Source organism: Cellulomonas sp. P4_H12, from assembly GCF_056400905.1.
Genome location: NZ_JBFUKJ010000001.1, coordinates 247,182 through 266,765, shown reverse-complemented (window position 1 = coordinate 266,765; position 19,584 = coordinate 247,182). Strand labels below are relative to the sequence as shown.

Genomic DNA, 19,584 nt, shown 5'->3' with positions numbered 1-19,584 from the left:
CATCGCATGCCACTTTCCGCCGCCGTGATGATGTCGGGGGTTGAGTGCGATGCAGGCGTCATCCGCCGCCCCGGAGGAAGTCGTCGAGGCTGGTCGGCGGGGTGCCAGTGATCCGCTCGACGGCGTCTGTCGGGTCGGCCATGACGTTGCTGCCGATGGCGGTGTAGGTGCTGACCCAGGCGTCGAGCTGCCACGGCGGGGCGCCGTAGGAGGCGCGGGAGGCGTAGGCCTCCTCGATCGTCTCGTCGTGGAACGTGACGGTGCGGCCGCGGACGTCGTTGATGATGCGGGCGACATCGGCCAGCGACAGCGCCTGCGGCCCGGTGAGGTCGTAGGTGTTGCCGGCGTGGGCGTCGGGGTCCAGGAGCACCGTGGCTGCGACGCGGGCGACGTCGGCGCGAGCGACGATCGCGCACCTCCCGCTGCCGGCCGGGCCACGGATGACGCCGTCCGTGCCGACGAGCTGCTCCATGAAGTCGATGTAGAAGGTGTCGCGCAGGAACGTCCACGCCATGCCGGACGCCAGCAGGTGCTCCTCGGTCGCGTAGTGGTCGCGGGCCAGGGTGAACGTCGCGTCAGGCGCTGCCGCGGCGAACGAGGTGTAGACGACGTGCCGCACGCCGGCGGCGGCCGCCGCGTCGATGAAGGCGGCGTGTTCGGCGGTGCGGGTGGGGCTCTCGTGCGCGGAGACCATGAACAGCACCTCGACACCCTGCAGCGCCGCCTGGGACAGGTCCTGGTTGGCGTAGTCGATGCGGGCGACCTCGGTGACGGACGGGAGCTGCGGCAGTCGCGGACTGGCTGGGTCGCGTACGAGCAGCCGCTGCTCGCGGCCGGCGGTGTCCAGATGTGCGGCGACGAGCCCGCCGATGTGGCCGGTCGCGCCGGTGACGGCGATGGTGGGCTGGCTCACGGGAGGGCTCCTTCGGTCGGCTTCGTGTCGATGGTTCGCGGATCAGGTCGGGCGATGCTGCGTGCCGTGAGCCGGGCCACGATGCGGAGAAGATGCCCGCCGGCTGGGCTGCTCTGGGTGGACCGTGTCTCGCGATCAGCCAGGGCGCGGGCGGTGAAGATCTCGAGCGGGATCACAGGACCACCACTGCCTTCCCGGCGATCGTCCCGACCTCCAAGTCGGGGTGCGCCTGGGCGATCTTGTCGAAGGCGGCGCGCATCGTGCATCGCGCGCTCACGCAGACACCGCCGCGAGCGGGGACTTGAGCCGCCCCAACAGCACGTTGAGGGTGGACGTCATCTCGCCCAGGTCGATGCCCTCGAAGTGCTCTGTGAGAGCCGCGTCAACCAGCGCCACACCGTCGTCGTGAGCGGTGTCGCCGGCCCGCGTCAACGCGACCAGCGAGGAGCGTCGGTCGGTCGGGTGGGCTGTGCGCACCGCGAGGCCATCGCGCTCCAGGCGGTCCACCAGCTTGCTCGCCGCGCCCACCGTGATGCCGAGCTCGGATCGCAGCTCCTGCACCCGGCAGGAACCCTCATGTCGGCGGATCACCCGCAGTGCGAACAGCGTTCCCAGCGATATCGAGCCCGCATCGCGGAGGCGGTCGTCGAGCTCGTTCCACAGGTAGGTCTCGTAGCGCACGAGGGAGTCGAAGAGGTCCATGACCACGCTAACTAGACGCTTTTGAAACTATATTCCCGGTGATCTAAGTCGCGCAGCTCCGGGCAGCTGACCGACTCGCCTGCTGCCCGGGCCGCCTGGCGGGCGGTCCTCAGACCCAGAACGAAGCCAACTGCTCGGACACCGACCGCCCGGCCGGCGCGAGAGGCAATCGGTCAGGGTACGACGCGCGCCGTCGGGCAATCCGTCCTGCATCACGACAGCACCCACCGGCAACGGGTCTACCGGGAGATGGCCGGCAACGTGGGCGACCGTGAGCACGACGCGGTCGATCAACAGCCGGCGTCCACGCGCATGGCGACGGGCGTGAGCATGAGCCACCGACGTCTGGCCGAGTACACCTAGTCGCCGACTACGAGCGTCGCTGTCCGCGCGTCCAGAGCGACGACCACCCGCTCCATCCCGTCGCTGGTGACGGTGACTTCGATGGCCCCTTGGCCGGTCGGGCGGACCACCGCGAGGGCACGACCGTCGAAGGTCGTGCGTGTCGGGGCGTCGAAGCGCTCGATCGTCGTCGGATTGCCGGAGCCCAAGGCGACCAGCTCGCCCGCGCCGCTGACCTTCACGGTGATCGGCTGGTCGGCGCCGGTGACCAGGACGCCGTTCGCGTCGCGCAGCTCGATGGCGAGGTAGGCGAGGTCGGTGTCGTCGGCCCGCAGCTCGGTCCGATCGGCGGTGACGGTCAAGGTGGTGGGGCCCGACGCGGAGACCAGCGAGGTGCGGCCGGTCTCGACGCCCGCCTGGTAGGAGACGGCCACCAGCTCGCCCGGGCGGTAGACGGTCTCGAGGGACGCGAGCATGGGGCGCCGGGCGCCCACGGGTTCGCGCGCCACCTCGGTCCCGTCCAGCAGGAGGGCGACCTCGTCGGCGTCTGCGTAGACCTCGACGGTCACAGGGCTGCCGTCGAAGCCCGGCCAGGTCCAGGAGGAGACCGAGTCGCTCCATGCCCACGGGGACTGCATGGAGACGGTGTGGCCGTGCCGTTCGGGGCGGAGCACGGCGATGGCGGGCTCGGTGCGCAGGCCGAAGACGATCTCCCGGTAGTAGGAGACCGGTCGGCGCCACCCGGTGATGTCCAGGTCGCCGCACCAGGCAGTGAGGTACGGGTACTCACGCTCGAGTCCGGGCGCGGCATCGGGATCCTCCTGGTAGGCCGTGGCGCCGATGCCGACCTCGCCGAGATAGTCCCAGCCGGTCCACGTGAAGTCTCCGATGACGTGCGGATGGGCCAGGACCAGCGGCCAGAGCGTCCCGATCTGCGAGGGGAAGGTCTCCGAGCCGACAAGGACGCGGTGCGGGAACAGCGCCGCATCAGTGGCGTAGCGGCCGTCGGCGTAGTTGAGGCCGAGCACGTCGAGCACGGAGCTCGACTCGGCCGTGCGCCGGGTGACCGCTTCGGACGACCCGATCGCCCGCATCCCCTGGCCGACGTCGGCCATCATCTCGTTGAGTCCGCGCTCGCTCGCCAGGATCGCCGGGAGGTCGTCGAGGACGGCCAGCGCGGCGTTGATGCCGTTGGTGACCAGGCGGGTGGGGTCGAGGCTGCGTACGTGCTCGGCCATCTCCCGTGCCAGGGCTGCGCCGTGCGGGGTGCCCACCTCGACGATCTCGTTGCCCAGCGAGTACATGATCACGCTCGGGTGGTTGTAGTCCTTGGCGACCATCGACTGCAGGTCGGCTCCCCACCACTGCGGAAAGTCCAGCGCGTAGTCATAGGGCGTCTTGCCGCGGGTCCACATGTCGAAGGCCTCGTCCATCACGAGCATCCCCAGGCGGTCGCACGCGTCGAGCAACGAGGGGGAGGCCGGGTTGTGTGCGGAGCGGATCGCGTTGAAGCCCGCAGCCTTGAGCAGCTGGATGCGCCTCTCCTCCGCCCGGGCGATCGACGCGGCTCCGAGCGGGCCGTTGTCGCTGTGGATGCATGCGCCGCGCAACAGCACGCTCTCGCCGTTGATCCGTAGCCCCCGGTGCGGGTCGACGGTGACCGTGCGGATGCCGAAGGTGGTGAGTACCTCCTGGGCCGCGTCGCCCAGGTCGGTGCGGGCCTCGTACAGGGCCGGCGTGCTCACGCTCCACAGGTGGGGATCGGAGAGGTACATGCGTTGGCGCACGACGGCGGTGCGCCCCGGCGCGAGCGTCAGGGGCGTGACGTCGCCTTCGACCCGTGTCCCCGCGGGGTCGGTGATGGACGTGGTGACCGTGAGCGCACCGGTGGTCAGCCCGCGGTTGACGACCGACGTGACGACCTCGATGACGGCTCGGTCGTCCTCGAGACGCACCGTGCTGACGCGGACGCCGTCGGGCTCGATGTGCACCGGGTCGTCGACGTGCAGGTAGACCGGGCGGTACAGCCCCGTACCGGAGTACCAGCGCGAGTCCTGGCCGGACCGCACCTCGATGCGCAGGGTGTTCCGGTCACCGAACCGGAGGTACGGCGTCAGGTCGACGAAGAAGCGCGCGTACCCGTCGGCCCGATGTCCGGCGAGCTCGTCGTTGAGGAACACCATCGCGTGCCGGTACGCGCCCTCGATCTCGAGGCGGACGACCTTTCCGGCCCACTCTGCGGGGACGTCGAACGACTTCAGGTAGGAGTACGCACCGGTCGGGTAGTACGCACCGGCGCCCTTGGACGGGACGTCCGCCGCGCGGTCGGCGTCTCGGAGCGCGTCGTGCGGCAGGCGGACCGGTGTGGGTGTGGCGTCCTCGCCGTTCACTGCCGCGAACGCACTGAGCGGTGCGCGGTAGGACCAGGCATCGTTGAAAGACGTGCGCGCCATGCGGGACTCCGATCGGACGGTGCTCACCACCGGAAGGAGTAGCCGTCCGGCCGGTGGTCTTGTGAGCCGGCAGTCGTCCGGCGGCGGTCTCCGCGGGCATGGCTACGTAGCCAGCGCGGCCGACCCTAGTGATCTGAGTCGGCCGGAGTCAACCAGCCCGGATGCTGGCGACGGGTGCGCAGCGAGGTGCAGCACGGCCCGTCTCACCCCCCCGCGTCCTGCTCAGCGCGCAGGAGGGGCGGCCGTGGTCTCGCGGATCACGAGGTGGGTCGGCACCTTCTCGACGGTGCCTTGGTCGCGGCGCCCATCGAGCACCTCCATGAGCAGCTCGACGCCGCGAACTGCCGCCGCCGTCAGCTCTTGGCGCACGGTCGTCAGCGCACGCGGCATGAATGCGGCCTCCGGCACGTCGTCGAACCCGACGATGCTGATGTCCTCCGGCACGCTCCGGCCGGCGTCCTGCAGCGCGCGGATCAGGCCGAATGCCATGTGATCGTTGGCGGCGAAGACCGCCGTGACATCGGCGCGCGCTGCGAGGGTGCGGCCCACCTCATAGCCCGACGAGGGCGACCAGTCTCCCTCGGGTGCGTCGGGGATACGGCGCCCGGCGTGCTCCAGCGCCGAGCGCCACGCCTCCCGGCGGCGCACCGACGACGGCCACTCGTTCGGACCGGCGATGTGGTGCACCGTCTCGTGCCCGAGCGCGAGCAGGTGGTTGACAGCCTCGGCGATCCCCCCGGTCTCGTCGCTCTCGACCACGAGCTCGATCTCCGCCAGGTTCAGTACGCCGGACAGGCTGAGCACCGGGACCTCAAGGCCGTGCCGTCGGGAGCGAAAGGTGGACGTGGGCTCGTTGACGACGACCGCGTCGACACCCTGATCGAGAAGTGACGACAGCCCGTTCTCGAACGACTCGGTGTCCACGTCGACCGTGTTCACCAGGCGGAACCCATATCCGGCATCGCTGACTGCGCGTTCGGTCGCGATCGTGAGCGAGGCCGGCCCGTAGGCCGCGCTCCCGACGGTGAGGAGCCCGATGGTCCGGGTGCTGCCGAGTCGCACCGATCGCGCCGCGCTGTTCGGTCGGTAGCCCAGAGCGTCGATCGCCTCCTGGACGCGGCGACGGGCCTCCGGGCTCACCCTCGGATCGTCGGTCACGACGCGCGAGACGGTCCTCTGGGACACCCCCGCCGCGCGAGCAACATCAGTGCCGGAGACCCGTCTTGCGCTGATGGACCGCGGGCCGCGAACACCAGGCGACGAGGAGTCGACGGACACAGCTCACGCTCCGCTCACGGTCGACGATGCCCGTGGCCTGGGAAGAAGCCGAGTCATCGCGGCAGGGCAGATGGAAGAAGCCACCGAGAACATATACCGGATGCACTCCCGGCCGTTGCTTCACCGACGCTGCTGGGAGCTCCCGGGTAACGAAACGATCACAAGACTTGCGGATCCATGGCTACGTAGCCATGCTCAGTGCACACCGGATCGCAGAGCCGCACCAGCGATCCGACCCCTCACGACTGCGCCGCTCGGCCGGCTCCTCCTGGCAGGGCGGCGCAGTCGTCGGCCGTTTACGGTCCGCCGAGATGACGGCGACCGACCTGGGGCGCCGCGCCGCCTTCACTCTTGCGCTCGACTGCGTGGTCATCCGACATCGCCGGCGAAATGAGGCCCCGTGAGTGACGACATCGTCACCGCCCCACGAAGCGCCACGCGCGCCCATCGCCCGGTCGCGGCGATGGATGTCGCCCGCGCCGCCCGCGTGTCGCCGGAGACCGTGTCCCGAGTCGTCAACGGCGACCCGCACGTGGGCGACGACGTCCGACGTCGAGTGCGCCTGGCGATCGTGATGCTCGGCTACCGTCCCAACCGGGTGGCCCGGAGCCCCGTGCTCGGCCCAAGCCGGACGATCGGGGTGCTCTCGGTCGGCTCCTTCGACTTCGGGCCTTCGTCGCTGCTGGTCGCCGCCGAGCACGCGATCCATGGAGCGCGCTACGACATGGCGGTCATCAACACCTTCGTGGGCGGCGCCGAGACGATCAGGCGCTCGTTCGGTGACCTTGTCGACCAGGGCGTGGACGCCATCGTGCTCAATGACCCCGCCGGGCTCGGTGCGCTCGCCCTGGGTGCTCTCGGTGACCTGCCGGTCCTGAGCATGTCGGGGTCGTACGGGATCTCCAGCAACGAGATCGTCGTGGACGCAGACCAGTACTCGGGCGGTCGAGTTGCGACGGCGCACCTCCTGGCGCTCGGCCACCGCACCGTGCACCATCTCGGTGGTCCGTCGGGCTGGCGCTCGACGGGGTTGCGGCAGCAGGGCTGGAGCGACGTGCTCTCCGAGGCCGGCGCCGAGGTTCCGAGTCCCCTTCATGGGGACTGGTCTGCGCAGTCGGGCTACGACCTCGGCGCGCAGCTCGCCACCGACCTTTCCGTGACGGCGGTCTTCGTCGCCAACGACCAGATGGCAGTCGGCCTGCTGCGGGCGTTCGGCGAGGCCGGCAGGAGGGTCCCGCAGGACGTCAGTGTCGTCGGAGTCGACGACATGCCGGAGTCGTCCTTCCTGACGACAGCTCTCACGACCGTGCGGCAGGACCTCGCACACGTGGCGAGTCTCGGCGTCGGGCTGTTGATCGACGCCATCGAGAACCCGCGCCGGCAGCACCGTCACGAGAACGTCCCCGTCGAGCTCATCGTCCGGGAGACGACGAGTGCACCGCCGCCCGGGCCGTAGCGAGCGTGGTGACAGGAGTGACCGGTGTGGCCGGATTCTCAAGTCCGTCGACCGGCGGTTCTCGACCGCCGCGTCGCCTCCGGTCTGAGTCGACGCTGAAGTGGTGGCCCGCTCAGCTGGCGAACCGGCCGCGCAGCTCGAGGGCGATCTCCGCCGCGATGACGACGAGCAGTTCGTCCATGGGTCCAGAGTGCTGCACGCCGCCTCTCGACACGGGGCATGGCCTCGAACCCGGAATCCCGGTGCGGGATCAGAGGGCGCCGGTTCGAGCGGCTGAGTAGATGGTGCTCAGGGTGGGAGTGAAGCCGAGGCTGCGTGCCAGGCTCACGTCCATCTGGCCCTGCCACGGTTCGGCCAGAGGGTCGGCGGACGAGGGGTAGTCGTAGCCGACGATCTGGGACATCTCGTAGACGGTGAGAGGTGACTCGTCGGCGATGTTGACAGTGCGCCGGTCGAACGCGCCCGCGAGGGCGAGGGTGAAGGCTGTGGCGATGTCGGCGTGGTGGATGACGCTGAGCTTCCGTGCGGGGTGCCAGCCCATGCCGGCGGCCAGCTCGGGCAGCGACTCGAGGTGTCCGTCCTGGTCGCCCTAGATGAACGGGAGCCGCAAGATGCCCCAGGTGAGCGTGCTGGCGCGGAGCAGGTTCTCGGCTTCGATCTTGCTGGCGGGGTAGGCCAGTGTCGGTCTCACGGTGTCGGTCTCGCGGCCGGGGTGCGCACTGTCGGCGTCGTAGACGTTCGAGGTGCTGGCGAGCAGAAAGCGTGCCTCGGGTGCGCCATGCTCGACGGCGGCGATCAGGTTGCGAGTTCCTTCGCGGTTGACTGTCCAGATCTGGTCCTCGTCGCGGGTGCGAAAGACGGCGGCGAGGTGGATGACCGCGGTGATGCCCGCTACTGCCGAGGGAAGTGAATCTGGGTCGAGGATGTCGCCCTCCGCACGTTCGACGCCCGCGGGGAGCTCCTTCCCGGGCCTGACCAGAGCGCGGCAGTCGACGCCTGCTGCGGTGAGCCGCGTGAGGAGGCGCGGGCCGACGAGGCCCGTTGCGCCGGTGACGAGGATCGTCATGATCGGGCTTCCTTCTTGTGTTCGATCAGTCGTGTGGTGGCGCCGCGCAGGACGCGATTCATGGTCGCGATGTCGGCGGGGTCGACCCCGCCAAATGCGACCTCGGCGATCAGAGCCGCTGGATCGGGAAGGACCTCCCACAGGGCTGTACCGGCGGCCGTGATGCGGAGCAGCCTCTGTCGCTGGTCGACCGGGTCGGGGGTTTGTTCGATGAGTCCTTTGCGCACGAGGGCCGCGATCACGGCGCTCAACGTCGCTCGCTCGACCTCGAGCTCGCGCGTGAGCTCCCGCTGACTGATCAGGCCCTGGTTGCTCAGCCGGTACAGGACGTACCACTGCGTATTGCCCAGGTCGTAGGGACGCAGCACGGCTTCCATGAGAGCTCGGCTGGCCAGGAAGTACTTCTTCGCCCACACACCCGGCATGTCCAGCTCGAAGCCGTCATCATCGTTAGGCACCAGACAAGTATGTTAGGTACCTGACCAAGCCGTCAAGCGCCACGGCTACTTTGCCCGGCTAGTCGCGGCGGCCAACCCACCGCTCGCACTCGTGCCTGCCGGACCACGAACTCGTGTGCGGGCCGGATTCTGTGCTGGATCGACTCGGCGAAGGATGGACAGCGCAGTTCCCCCAGCGTCCGTAGCAGAAGGATCCGTGATGTCCCGCTCCATCCCTGGCCGTCGTTTCGTGAACCGAACCCTCTCAGCGCTCGCGCTCCTGGCTCTGACGGGGGGCGTCGTCACTGCGTGCGCGGGCCCCGACTCGGCTTCGGAGCCGTGGGCGTCGCAGTCCGCCTCGTCGAGGACGAGCCAGCTGGAGGAGGCGGTGCTGCACATGGTCGACAACGGTGGTCACCGTCTGGCGTTCTACGTCACGGCGGGCCATGGATCGACCATCGTCCTGGATTCGGGCGGTGGCGAGGACGCCTCCTACTGGAAGGACCTGGTCCCCGAGCTGCACACGGCGACCGGCGCCACGGTCATCACCTACGACCGAGCCGGGCTGGGCAAGAGTGACGTGGTGCCCGGGCCGTGGCAGGTCGAGAGCGCGGTCAGCGACCTCGAGACGGGCCTGCGGCAGCTGGGCGTGACCGAGGATGTGACCCTCGTGTCCCACTCGCAGGCCGGGGAGATTGCGACGTACTTCGCCGAGGAGAACCAGACGCTGCTCTCCGGCGCGGTCCTGGTCGACGCCAATCTGCCTCCCCTCTTCACGGACGAGCAGATCGCCCGCTTGGTCGCCTTCAGCCAGCCGCAGCTCGAGGCGGCCAAGGGGGACCCGGACAACCCGCAGAACCGGCAGTTCCTGTCCACCGCCGAGAGCTTCGTCGCGACGAGCACGGCTTTCCACCAGGCCACCTGGCCAGACGCGGTTCCGGCGACGGTCATCGTCTCGGAGAAGACCCCGTTCGACGGATCCCCCGAGGACGCTCAGCGCTGGCGGGACGCCGCGGCCTCGTTCGTGCAGGCCGGCCCCCACCGCACGCTGGTCACGGCCGAGGGCAGCTCGCACGACGTGGCGAAGGATCGTCCCGACCTCGTGCTGCAGGAGATCGAAGGCATGGTCACCGCCCGGCGCTGAAGCGACTTCAGACGGCGCGTCCTGTCCAGCAGGGCGCGTCGTCCCTCGGTGTCTTGGCAGTGCGGGCCGGACTCTGGCTGTGCACTCCACCTCCGTCGTACACCTTCCGCTGAATACAGCGTCGCATGTACCGTCGGGCGCATGGAGACGGCCACCGTCACGCACACCTCTGCGCTCGCGCGACTGGGTCACGCCCTGTCCGACGAGACGCGCACCCGGATCCTGCTCGCGCTGCGCGAGGCGCCGGCCTACCCGTCGGACCTGGCGGACGCGCTCGGCGTCTCGCGGCAGGTCATGTCGAACCAGCTGGCCTGCCTGCGGGGTTGCGGCCTGGTCGAGTCCATCCCGGACGGCCGGCGCACCTGGTACCGGCTGGCCGACCAGCACCTGGCCTCGGGACTGGGCGACCTGCTGCAGCTGGTGCTCGCGGTGGATCCGACGTGCTGCGGCCCGGAGTGCAGCTGCGCATGAGCAGCGTCTCGATCGGCCCCCGCCCGCTGGCCCCGGACCGCCGCGTCGTACTCGAGCGGCGGATCCGCTGGGTCGTGGCCACGACGATCGCCTACAACCTCGTCGAGGCGGTCGTCGCCCTGGTGGCCGGCCGGCTGGCCTCGTCCTCGGCACTGATCGGGTTCGGGCTGGACTCGATCGTGGAGGTGCTGTCTGCGGCCGCGGTCGCCTGGCAGTTCTCCGCCCCGAACCCGCACGCCCGAGAGCGCGCCGCGATGCGGACCATTGCGCTGTCGTTCTTCGGGCTGGCAGCGTTCGTGACCGTCGACGCCGTCCGTAGCCTGCTCGACGGGACCGAGCCCGAGCACTCCACGGCCGGCATCATCCTGGCCGCGGTCAGCCTGGCGGTCATGCCGTTCCTGTCGTGGTTCGAGCGGCGCACCGGCCGCGAGCTCGGCTCCGCCTCCGCCGTTGCCGACTCCAAGCAGACGCTCATCTGCACGTACCTGTCGGCCGTCCTGCTGGTCGGGCTGGTGCTCAACAGCACGCTGGGCTGGTGGTGGGCCGACCCGATCGCCGCCGGGGTGATCGCCGCGTTCGCGATCCGCGAGGGCGTCGAGGCCTGGAAGGGCGATGCGTGCTGCACCCCGGTGTCCCAGCTGGTCGGCGGCGACAAGACTTCCTGCGACGACGAGCACTGCGACGACGGCTGCTGTGACGTCTGACCACGCCGGGTCGACGGGGCCGCCGACTGCTCGGGGCCTGGCGCCGCTGTATCTGGCGGGTTTCACCACGGCGTTCGGTGCTCACGGCATCGCTGCAGCGCTGGGGACCCAGACGGACGACGTCGGCCTGACCCTGCTGACGTTCGGGGCCGTGCTGGCCCTCTACGACGTCGCCGAGGTGATCCTGAAGCCGGTGTTCGGCGCCCTCAGCGACCGAGTGGGCATCAAGCCGGTCGTGGTGGGAGGCCTGCTCGGGTTCGCCCTGGTCTCGGTCCTCGGTGCAGTCTTCAGCGCGCCGTTGTTCCTGGCGCTGGCGCGACTGGGTCAAGGTGCCGCCGCGTCGGCCTTCTCGCCCGCGTCGTCCTCGGCGGTGGCGCGCCTGGCGGGACCACAGGCGGCCGGCCGGTTCTTCGGTCGCTACGGGGGGTGGAAGAGCCTCGGCTACGCGATCGGTCCCCTCCTGGGCGCGGGTCTGCTGGCGGTCGGCGGGATGCGGGCCCTGTTCGCGGCGCTCGCCATCCTCGGCTGCGGTGCGGCCGCGTGGGCGTGGGTCGCCGTCCCGGCGCTGCCGGTCCTACCGCGCCGCCGCGCGACCGTTGCCGACCTTGTCCGGGAGGTTACCGACCCGGCGTTCCTTGTTCCCACCGCCGTCCTGGCAGTGACGACCGCCGCGCTCGGCGTCGCCGTCGGGTTCCTGCCCCTGCTGTCGACCGACCTCGGCTTCGGTGCCCTGGTCAGCATGGGCGTCGTCACGACGATCGCACTGGCCTCGTCCGTGACCCAGCCTCTCGTGGGACGCATGCGCGACGCCGGCCGCATCGACACCGGCCGAGGCAGCGCTGCTGGTCTGGCTGCCGTGACGCTCGGGACGGTCCTGGTAGCCGTCGTCCCGCACATCGCCGCGCTGTACCTCGGTGGACTGCTCATCGGGCTCGGGATCGGACTGGCAACTCCGCTGGCCTTCGCCCACCTCGCCGCCACCACGCCCCCGGAACGCATGGGCCGCACGATGGGGACGGCGGAGCTGGGGCGCGAGATCGGAGACGCAGGAGGACCGATCCTCGTGGGCGCCGTCGCCGTCGCGGTCAGCCTGCCCGCTGCACTCCTGGCCCTCGCCTCCGTGGCCGCCGGAACCGCCGCCATCGGCGCACGAGCCTTGCGCTCCGACCGCGCTTCAACACCCTGACACGGAGAGAGACGTCCTGGGCACGAGCCCGGCAACACGACCGCTTGGTCCATCGACCGGTAGTCCAGCCCGACATACGGCCACGAGCCTCGTCGAGCCTAGGTCCCGCTTATCGGCTGGACCGGGCACCGGGACAGGGCGAGGCTGCGGACCATGACGACGATGCCCGGCGGCCTCGAGCTCCGCACAGCCCGACCGTCGGACCTCGACCAGATCGGGACGCTGCTCGCCGAGCGCGGCGAGGAGTCGGACGCGCTGGACCACCGGCTGGTCGTCGAGGGCGAGCTCGGCTGGGACGCGTGCGCCGTCGTCGTGGACGGCGACCGCGTGGTCTCGACCGCGACGCTGCTCGACGAGACGGTCCGGGTCGGCGACGTCGTGCTGCCGGCGGGTCAGGTCGAGCTGGTGGCCACCGATACGGGGTACGAGGGCCGGGGCCTGGTCCGCGCCCTGATGGCCTGGGCGCACGACCGCTCGCGCGACCGCGGCCACCTGCTCCAGGTCATGATCGGGATCCCCTACTTCTATCGGCTCTTCGGCTACGAGTACGCGATCGACATCCCCAGGGCGCGTGCGCTGCGCGAGCCGCCGCCCGGCGCCGTCGTCCGCGAGCCGGCGTCGGCCCTCCGTGAGGCGACGACGGCCGACATCCCGGCGCTCGTCGCGCTGCAGGAGGCGGCCCAGGCGCCGTACGACGTGGCGATGCCGCACCCGGCGGAGCGCTGGCGCTGGCTGCTCGCGCACGAGGGCAGCACGACGCGTGTCCTCGAGCGCGACGGCGTCGTCGTCGCGTCGGCGCGGACGGGCCCCCCGGACGGAGGGTTGCTCGTCGCGGAGGCGGCCGCGGCGGACACGACCGCGTCGCACGACCTCCTCGACGCCCTGCGTGGGCTCGGCGAGCCGCTGACGATCGTGCACCGGCCGCTGACCGCGCCGGGCCAGGTCTGGGCGGACCTCCTCGAGCCGGGCGGGATGGACGCGACGCAGTACTACGCGCGGCTGGAGCGCCCCGAGCTCGTGCTGGACGCGCTGCGCCCGGTGCTCACGGCGCGCCTGCGCGCCGCGGGGCTCGGCCGGGACGTGGTCATCTCGACGTTCGGCCGCCACTACCGGCTGCCGTGGACCGCGGACGCCGGGCTCGGACCCGTCGAGGTCGGCGGGCCCATGCAGGCGCCCGGCGTCGCCCGTGGCGCGGGCGTGGCCCCGGACCGGCTTCCGGCGCTGCTCCTCGGTCAGCTCGGCATCCAGGGCCTCGCGCGTCTCCACCCGGACGTCTACGCACCGGACCTCGAGTTCTTCGGTGCTCTGTTCCCCCCGCTCACCGCTGACCTCCTCACCTACTACCTCCCCTGGTGACCGTCGGCTGAAACCTGCACCGCCCACAGCTGCGTCCCGGTCTCGATGCGAACCGTTTCACCAGGCTCCCGGCTGTTGACACGCCAGAACGGCGGCCAACTACATTGCCGAAAACGCTTTCGGTAGTCGATGCCGAGTTCAGACATCTGCTGTGGCGGCTTGCCCGCCCAGCCCGAAAGTCTTTCGGACTGGCGCCGACGGTCTGGCGGCGCCTCGGGTCAGCCACGGGCACGCCGTCGTGCCGCGAAGCGAAGGGGACGATCAGCATGGGAGCACCCACGGCAACGCGAGGACCTCGACGAGGCCGGCGTCTTGCGACGGTGAGCACGGTCGTCGCCGCGGCGGCCGGCCTGCTCCTCGCCGGCGGCGGCCTGACCCCCGCGTCGGCGGCGACCGCCTCCACGACGCTCGTCGTGAATGCCAGTCAGGCACTTCGTCCCGTGACGCACGTGGCGACCGGCAGTCTCTACGGTCTCGCGAACGCGACGCAGCCCTCGGCGGCGCTGGCGCAGGCGATCAAGCCGAACACCTTCGTCCAGATGCCGGCGGGCGGAAAGCAGCAGCCGACCGGCGACATCTCCGTCGTCGCGCCGACCGCGGTCGGTGTGGGCGCGAAGCTGGTCAACCGGTTCTCCGACTACTACGCGGGATGGCCGTACCAGTTCAGCTGGAGCACCTGGACGCCGTTCGTCAGCTCTCAGGTCGCCGCGATGAAGTCGTCGTCCTACTACGGCAGCATCTCCGCCTACGAGCTCTGGAACGAGTCCGACAACACGTGGCAGTCGGCCAACGGCACCTACGAGGACTTCTGGACGAGGACGTTCCGGCAGGTGCGGTCGATCGACCCCACCAAGTCGATCCAGGGGCCGAGCTTCTCGGACAACATCAGCGACATGCGGAACTTCCTGCAGAACGCCAAGAACACCAACACCGTGCCCGACGTCCTGGCGTGGCACGAGCTGATCAGCTCGTCGAAGATCGCCGGCGACGTGGCCGCCGTGCAGAGCCTCGAGGACCAGCTCGGCATCAGCAGGAGGCCGATCGCCATCGAGGAGTACGCCGCACCGAGCGAGGTGGGCCTCCCCGGTCCGCTCGTCGGGTACATCTCGAAGTTCGAACGCCTGGGCATCCGCGACGCCGAGCTGGCCTTCTGGAACCAGTCCGGCACCCTCGGTGACCTGCTCACCGGGCGGGGCGGCAGCCCGAACGCCGCGTACTGGCTCTACACCTGGTACGCCGCCATGAGCGGCACCATGGTCGCGACGACCCCGCCCGCACAGACCGGCATCGACGGCTTCGCCGCCGTCCCGTCCGGCAACAACCAGGTCAGCGTCGTCGTCGGCGGCTGCAACGGGTCGTGCGCGGTCACGGTCAACGGCCTGGGCGCCCTGAACCTCGGCTCCACCGTGAACGTGAAGGTCGAGCAGACCAGATCGCTCGGCCGGACCGTGGCCTCGTCGGGAACCAGCACGGTCTCGACGGCGACGTACACGCCGTCGAACGGGACGATCTCCGTCCCGATCTCGATGGCGACCAACGACGCCTACCGCATCACGATCACCCCGGGCTCCGGGGATTCGGGCTCGACGCTGTCCGGCAGCTACCGGATCACCAACGTCCACAGCGGTCTCCGGCTCGGGCCGCTCGACGCCGGCACGGCGTGGGGCACGTCGGTCGTCCAGCAGACAGCGAGCACCAGCACCTCCCAGGTCTGGACGATCGCCCCGGCGGGCACGGGGCAGTACAAGATCGTCGACCAGCTGAGCGGCCTGGTGCTCGGGATCCAGAACGCGTCGACGACCCAGGGGGCGCCGGCCCTGACCTGGGGTGACACCGGCACGGCGGACCACCTGTGGAGGCTGATCGCCGACGGCGCGGGCCACTACAAGATCCAGAGCGTCAACAGCGGCCTGCTGCTCGGCGTTACGAACATGAGCACCGCGTCAGGTGCGCAGGTGCTCCAGTGGGGTGACAACGGCACCGCCGACCACCTCTGGACGCTCGGCGCTGCCTGAGACCGAGCAGGTTCCGACGCTGATCGCTCATGCCTCGGGGATGACGCGCCCGAAGGTCTCCAGGGTGATCGCGGCGGGGTCAGGTCCGCCACGGTGGCCGGTGTCCAGAGCGTCGATCGCCGCGATCTCCTCGCCCGTGAGCTCGAAGTCGCCGACCGTGAAGTTCTCAGCGATCCGGGCCGGGGTGACGGACTTGGGGATCGCGGACCGACCCTGCTGCAGGTGCCAGCGCAGCATCACCTGCGCCGGGGTGCGCCCGTGCGCGGTGGCGATCGCACCGATCGTCGGGTCGTGGAGGGTGGAGCGGCGCTCGTCCCCGGAGCCGCGGTAGAACGTGATGCCGCCGATGGGCGACCACGCCTGGCTGAGGATCCCGTGCTCGGCGTCGGCCGCCTGCACGTCGTTCTGCTGGAAGTACGGGTGGACCTCGATCTGGTTGACGGCGGGCACGACGGTCGCGGTCCGCAGGAGCTCGCGCAGGTGCTCCGGCATGAAGTTGGAGACGCCGATCGCGCGGACGCGGTCGTCGGCGAGCAGCTGCTCGAGGGCGCGGTACGCCTCCGTGGTGAGGTCGAAACGCGTAGGCAGCGGCTGGTGCAGGATCAGCAGGTCCAGCGCATCGACGCCCAGCTTGCCGGCGGACTTGTCGAACGCGTGCAAGGTGGCGTCGTAGCCGTAGTCGCTGATCCAGACCTTGGTCTCGATGACGATCTCCTCCCGGGGGACACCGGACTCGTGGATCGCCTGGCCGACCTCGCGCTCGTTGCCGTAGGCGGCGGCGGTGTCGATGTGCCGATAGCCGACCTCGAGGGCGGCGCGAACCGCGTCCCGGGTCTCCTCGGGTGGGGTCTGGAACACGCCGAACCCGAGTGCGGGCATGGTCACGCCGTTGTTCAGGGTGAGGGTGGGGATCGTCGTCATGGCTTCCACGGTAGGAACGACCGGCGGGTCGTGGGAGGGTCTGCTGGTACCCGTCGGCCGTGACCGGGCTGCGGGCAGGACCCGACGGTGGGCCATAGGGTCGCGGCCTTGACCGACGTCAGCAGCCACAGGCGCGTTCGCGCGCCGACCTGCGTGTGCTCGCCGACGTCGTCGCCGACCGTGGCGCCCTCTCCCTGATGGCGCCCAACCCGCCTGCCGAGCTCGTGACGGCGGCGATCCGGCGCGCCGATCTGAGCGAAGCGACCGACCTCCTGGACGCGCCGACCATCCGGACTCAGACGTTCGACCAGGAGGTTCGCCGGGTAGGTGCGGACGAGGCCATGGACGCACTGGAGGGTGTCGGCTTCTCCACGGTGACGCGCTACGGCATCCGGTGCATCACGGACTACATCACCGACGACGGCCGCAAGCACGAGCCCGCCTTCTACGCACAGCTGGAGACGCTCGAGCTCACGCTCTGCGACCGCGAGCCCTATGTGCGGACAGCCAGGATCTGGCAGCTCGTTGCCCGACGAGCCTGACCCCACCGGTCCTCAGGGCCGGGCGGGGACGTACCGGAGCAGGACGACGCCCGAGGCGAAACGCCGGGCCTCCGCGAGGTCCATTCGCGCGGCGCCGGACCCGTCGAACAGGCGTCGACCTCCCCCGGCGACGGCCGGGTGGACGAACAACCGGTACTCGTCGACGACGCCGGAGCTGATGAGCTCGCGCACGACGCTGACGCTCCCCGTCGCCACGACGTCGGCGCCCGGTGCGGCCCGCAGCCGGGAGGCCTCGTCGGCGAGAGGCCCTCGCAGGACGACGCTGTTCTCCCATCCGGGGTCGTCCATCGTCGAGGACACGACGTACTTGGTGACCCGGTTCAGCTGCGCGGTGATGCCCGTCGTGTCGTCGGTCTGCTGGGGCCAATAGGCGCGGAAGTCTTCGAACGTGCGCCGCCCGAGCAGCATCGCGTCGCACGTCGCGTCCTGCCGGCGCAGCTCCGCCTCCAGCTCGACGTCGTGCGCGCCGTCGGCGCCGGCGGGGCGGAACCACTCGTCGGACAGGTCGACGACGCCGTCGAGGGTCAGGTTCTGGGTGACGACGAGTCGCATGGGGACGTCCTTCCGTGGGTGTGTGTCAGGCGCGTGCAACGAGATGCACGATGGCGTCTCGTCTTCGCTCAGAATCTACGAGTACGCCTCGATTCGATGCCCCCGAACGGACCAGCACATGGCCCTGCCCACGTCCGACACGGTCGTCACCTACCCCGACGGCGCGACCTCCTCCACCGGCACCGTGCTCCACGTCGAACCGCTCGGCGACGAGCGATCCGCGATCCTCCTCGACACGACGGCCTTCCACCCCGTGGACAGCGCGTGGCCCGACCAACCTGCCGACCGAGGCACCCTCACCACTGCCCGGGGCGCGGCACCGATCGTGGACGCCGTCACCGGTGGGATCCACGACGGCCAGCTGCACCTCGGGCCGGACCTGCCCGTCCGCACCGGAACAGAGGGATGGGTCTTCGTCGTCGCGCACCTCATCGTGGGACCACCCCCCGCGATCGGTGAGTCGGTCCAGGTCGACGTCGACCAGAGCTTCCGTGCGGCTCTGTCCGCCGCACACACCGCCTGCCACCTCGCCGCGCTCGCGCTCGACGCGGCACTGGCGTCGGCGTGGACCAAGGACGCGCCGACCGATGCGCTGGGCAGCCCCGCCTTCGACTCGCTCGCCATCCAGAGCTCGCGCATCAGCCCGTATCGATCCACGGACACCTACCGCATTGGGAAGTCCCTGCGCCGCAAGGGGTTCACCCCTGCCGCTCTCGCCGATCCCGCGGCCGTCGCCCAGCGTGTCCACGCCGTGCTCGCGCCGTGGATCGCCGCCGGTGGCTCGGTACGCATCGAACGAGGCGAGAACACGCTCTCGGCCCGGCGCACCTGGGTGTGCGAGCTGCCTGACGGCCTGACCGACATCCCCTGCGGCGGCACGCACCTCCGGGACCTGGGTGGCCTCGCGAGCGTCGCCACCTCGCTGGCCACCCGCGAGATCGACGGCGGGCTCGAGCTCGTCATGGAGACGGTCGTGACCGCTCAGCACGGAGCTTCTGCCACGCGCTAGACCGTCACGACGACCTTCGCGCGGGCGTGCTCGACCTCGAGGTAGCGCAGGCCGTCAGCGGCCGAGGACAGGTCGAACGTCCGGTCGATGGCGGGGACGACTGTGCCCGCCTCCGCGAGCTCCCGCAGCGCGTCGAGGTGCACGGCGCCGGGGTCCGTCCGGAGCACGACGATCGTCTGCCGGATGAACGGCGCCAGCGCCGTGCTCCGGACCAGCAGGCCGATGGGTCCGAGCAGCGTGCCGCCCTCGAAGACCCCGCCGCCGGACAGGATCAGGGTCCCGCGCGGCGCGAGGGCGCGGCGCAGGTCGCGCAGGGACCGGTTGGCGACGAGGTCGAACAGGACGTCGTAGCGGCGCCCGGCCCGCATCGGGTCGTCGCGCGTGTAGTCGACGACGTGGTCCGCACCCAGGGACCGCGCCAGCTCGGCGTTGCGGGTGCTGCAGACGGCGGTGACCTCCGCGCCGAGCGCCTTGGCGATCTGCACCGCGAACGTGCCCACGCCGCCGGACGCGCCGTTGATCAGCACGGTCTGCCCCGGCCGGACGCGGCCCGACAGGCCCTGCAGGGCGGTCGTCGCCGCCAACGGCATCGCCGCCGCCTGCTCGAACGTGAGGTTCGCCGGCTTGAGAGCTACCAGCCTCTCGGGCGCGCACACGTACTCGGCGAGCGCGCCGTCGCACTCCCCGTACACCTCGTCGCCGATCCGCAGGCCGGCCACCGCGGCGCCGACGGCGTCGACCGTGCCGGCGAAGTCGGACCCCCGGATCGGCTCCTTCGGGGCGTGCCGGCCGAACTCGGCCGAGAGGCGGGCGATGTACGGGTCGCCGCGCATGAGGTGCCAGTCGCGCGCGTTCAGCGACGCCGCGCGCACCCGCACGCGGACCTCGTGGGCGCCGGGCACGGGATCGTCGACGTCCTGGAGCGTGAGCGTGTCGGACGAGCCGTACCGGGTCTGGACGACCGCCTTCATCGGACCTCTCCCTTACGTCGTAAGGCTGGTGCGACCCAGCGTGGC

At 70.6% G+C, this 19,584-nt stretch carries 20 protein-coding genes; 9 read left to right on the top strand and 11 right to left on the bottom strand.

What is annotated here, in order from left to right:
• Positions 1-58 precede the first annotated feature (58 nt).
• From AC1DQC_RS01330 to AC1DQC_RS01310, 5 genes are all read right to left on the bottom strand, one after another.
• Positions 59-913 (bottom strand): SDR family oxidoreductase, encoded by an 855-nt coding sequence (locus tag AC1DQC_RS01330; protein ID WP_477049429.1) that lies wholly within the window; start codon positions 911-913, stop codon positions 59-61.
• Positions 910-1,089, bottom strand: coding sequence for a hypothetical protein (locus AC1DQC_RS01325; RefSeq protein WP_477049428.1), 180 nt, complete (start codon positions 1,087-1,089; stop codon positions 910-912). Before AC1DQC_RS01325 ends, AC1DQC_RS01330 begins: the two co-directional genes overlap by 4 nt.
• 97 nt (positions 1,090-1,186) lie before the next feature.
• Entirely contained in the window at positions 1,187-1,615 is a 429-nt protein-coding gene (locus AC1DQC_RS01320; protein WP_477049427.1) for a MarR family winged helix-turn-helix transcriptional regulator, read from the bottom strand.
• A gap of 359 nt (positions 1,616-1,974) precedes the next feature.
• Positions 1,975-4,410: a glycoside hydrolase family 2 TIM barrel-domain containing protein gene (locus tag AC1DQC_RS01315; RefSeq protein WP_477049426.1), complete on the bottom strand. Its 2,436-nt coding sequence runs from the start codon at positions 4,408-4,410 to the stop codon at positions 1,975-1,977.
• Between the two features lie 222 nt (positions 4,411-4,632).
• Positions 4,633-5,688, bottom strand: coding sequence for a LacI family DNA-binding transcriptional regulator (locus tag AC1DQC_RS01310; protein WP_477049425.1), 1,056 nt, complete (start codon positions 5,686-5,688; stop codon positions 4,633-4,635).
• Between the two features lie 400 nt (positions 5,689-6,088).
• Between AC1DQC_RS01310 and AC1DQC_RS01305 the strand changes: the two genes are divergently transcribed.
• A complete protein-coding gene (locus tag AC1DQC_RS01305; RefSeq protein WP_477049424.1) occupies positions 6,089-7,144 on the top strand; it encodes a LacI family DNA-binding transcriptional regulator in 1,056 nt (351 codons plus the stop codon).
• 250 nt (positions 7,145-7,394) lie between these two features.
• Here AC1DQC_RS01305 and AC1DQC_RS01300 read toward each other — a convergent pair whose 3' ends face one another.
• Genes AC1DQC_RS01300 through AC1DQC_RS01290 form a run of 3 tightly spaced genes read right to left on the bottom strand, consistent with a single transcriptional unit; the run spans position 7,395 to position 8,668 of the window.
• A complete protein-coding gene (locus tag AC1DQC_RS01300; RefSeq protein ID WP_477049423.1) occupies positions 7,395-7,685 on the bottom strand; it encodes a hypothetical protein in 291 nt (96 codons plus the stop codon).
• 48 nt (positions 7,686-7,733) lie between these two features.
• The gene (locus tag AC1DQC_RS01295) at positions 7,734-8,210 is read right to left on the bottom strand and encodes an NAD-dependent epimerase/dehydratase family protein (protein WP_477049422.1); all 477 of its coding nucleotides are present in this window, start codon (positions 8,208-8,210) and stop codon (positions 7,734-7,736) included.
• On the bottom strand, positions 8,207-8,668 hold the full coding sequence (locus tag AC1DQC_RS01290) for a MarR family winged helix-turn-helix transcriptional regulator (protein WP_477049421.1): 462 nt from the start codon (positions 8,666-8,668) through the stop codon (positions 8,207-8,209). Before AC1DQC_RS01290 ends, AC1DQC_RS01295 begins: the two co-directional genes overlap by 4 nt.
• Before the next feature lie 376 nt (positions 8,669-9,044).
• Here AC1DQC_RS01290 and AC1DQC_RS01285 point away from each other — a divergent pair, with 376 nt between their 5' ends.
• The 6 genes from AC1DQC_RS01285 (at position 9,045) to AC1DQC_RS01260 (ending at position 15,523) form a co-directional block, all read left to right on the top strand.
• The gene (locus tag AC1DQC_RS01285) at positions 9,045-9,791 is read left to right on the top strand and encodes an alpha/beta fold hydrolase (RefSeq protein ID WP_477049420.1); all 747 of its coding nucleotides are present in this window, start codon (positions 9,045-9,047) and stop codon (positions 9,789-9,791) included.
• A gap of 141 nt (positions 9,792-9,932) precedes the next feature.
• Positions 9,933-10,262 (top strand): ArsR/SmtB family transcription factor, encoded by a 330-nt coding sequence (locus AC1DQC_RS01280; protein WP_477049419.1) that lies wholly within the window; start codon positions 9,933-9,935, stop codon positions 10,260-10,262.
• On the top strand, positions 10,259-10,966 hold the full coding sequence (locus tag AC1DQC_RS01275) for a cation diffusion facilitator family transporter (RefSeq protein WP_477049418.1): 708 nt from the start codon (positions 10,259-10,261) through the stop codon (positions 10,964-10,966). The genes AC1DQC_RS01280 and AC1DQC_RS01275 overlap by 4 nt, the downstream gene beginning before the upstream one ends.
• Positions 10,956-12,152, top strand: a complete 1,197-nt coding sequence (locus AC1DQC_RS01270) for an MFS transporter (RefSeq protein ID WP_477049417.1) — start codon at positions 10,956-10,958, stop codon at positions 12,150-12,152. Before AC1DQC_RS01275 ends, AC1DQC_RS01270 begins: the two co-directional genes overlap by 11 nt.
• Positions 12,153-12,305: 153 nt before the next feature.
• Positions 12,306-13,508, top strand: a complete 1,203-nt coding sequence (locus AC1DQC_RS01265; RefSeq protein WP_477049416.1) for a GNAT family N-acetyltransferase — start codon at positions 12,306-12,308, stop codon at positions 13,506-13,508.
• A 320-nt stretch (positions 13,509-13,828) separates the two neighbouring features.
• Positions 13,829-15,523 carry an RICIN domain-containing protein gene (locus AC1DQC_RS01260; protein WP_477049415.1) on the top strand — a complete coding sequence of 565 codons (1,695 nt, stop codon included), beginning with the start codon at positions 13,829-13,831 and terminating at the stop codon, positions 15,521-15,523.
• 27 nt (positions 15,524-15,550) lie between these two features.
• Here AC1DQC_RS01260 and AC1DQC_RS01255 read toward each other — a convergent pair whose 3' ends face one another.
• The gene (locus AC1DQC_RS01255) at positions 15,551-16,444 is read right to left on the bottom strand and encodes an aldo/keto reductase (protein WP_477049414.1); all 894 of its coding nucleotides are present in this window, start codon (positions 16,442-16,444) and stop codon (positions 15,551-15,553) included.
• 155 nt (positions 16,445-16,599) lie between these two features.
• Here AC1DQC_RS01255 and AC1DQC_RS01250 point away from each other — a divergent pair, with 155 nt between their 5' ends.
• Positions 16,600-16,986, top strand: coding sequence for a hypothetical protein (locus tag AC1DQC_RS01250; RefSeq protein ID WP_477049413.1), 387 nt, complete (start codon positions 16,600-16,602; stop codon positions 16,984-16,986).
• Positions 16,987-16,998: 12 nt separating this feature from the next.
• Here the strand turns inward: AC1DQC_RS01250 and AC1DQC_RS01245 are convergent, their stop codons facing one another.
• The gene (locus tag AC1DQC_RS01245) at positions 16,999-17,559 is read right to left on the bottom strand and encodes a dihydrofolate reductase family protein (RefSeq protein ID WP_477049412.1); all 561 of its coding nucleotides are present in this window, start codon (positions 17,557-17,559) and stop codon (positions 16,999-17,001) included.
• Between the two features lie 118 nt (positions 17,560-17,677).
• Here AC1DQC_RS01245 and AC1DQC_RS01240 point away from each other — a divergent pair, with 118 nt between their 5' ends.
• On the top strand, positions 17,678-18,568 hold the full coding sequence (locus AC1DQC_RS01240; RefSeq protein WP_477049411.1) for an alanyl-tRNA editing protein: 891 nt from the start codon (positions 17,678-17,680) through the stop codon (positions 18,566-18,568).
• Here the strand turns inward: AC1DQC_RS01240 and AC1DQC_RS01235 are convergent.
• Positions 18,565-19,539 carry an NAD(P)-dependent alcohol dehydrogenase gene (locus AC1DQC_RS01235; protein ID WP_477049410.1) on the bottom strand — a complete coding sequence of 325 codons (975 nt, stop codon included), beginning with the start codon at positions 19,537-19,539 and terminating at the stop codon, positions 18,565-18,567. The genes AC1DQC_RS01240 and AC1DQC_RS01235 overlap by 4 nt on opposite strands.
• Positions 19,540-19,584 lie beyond the last annotated feature (45 nt).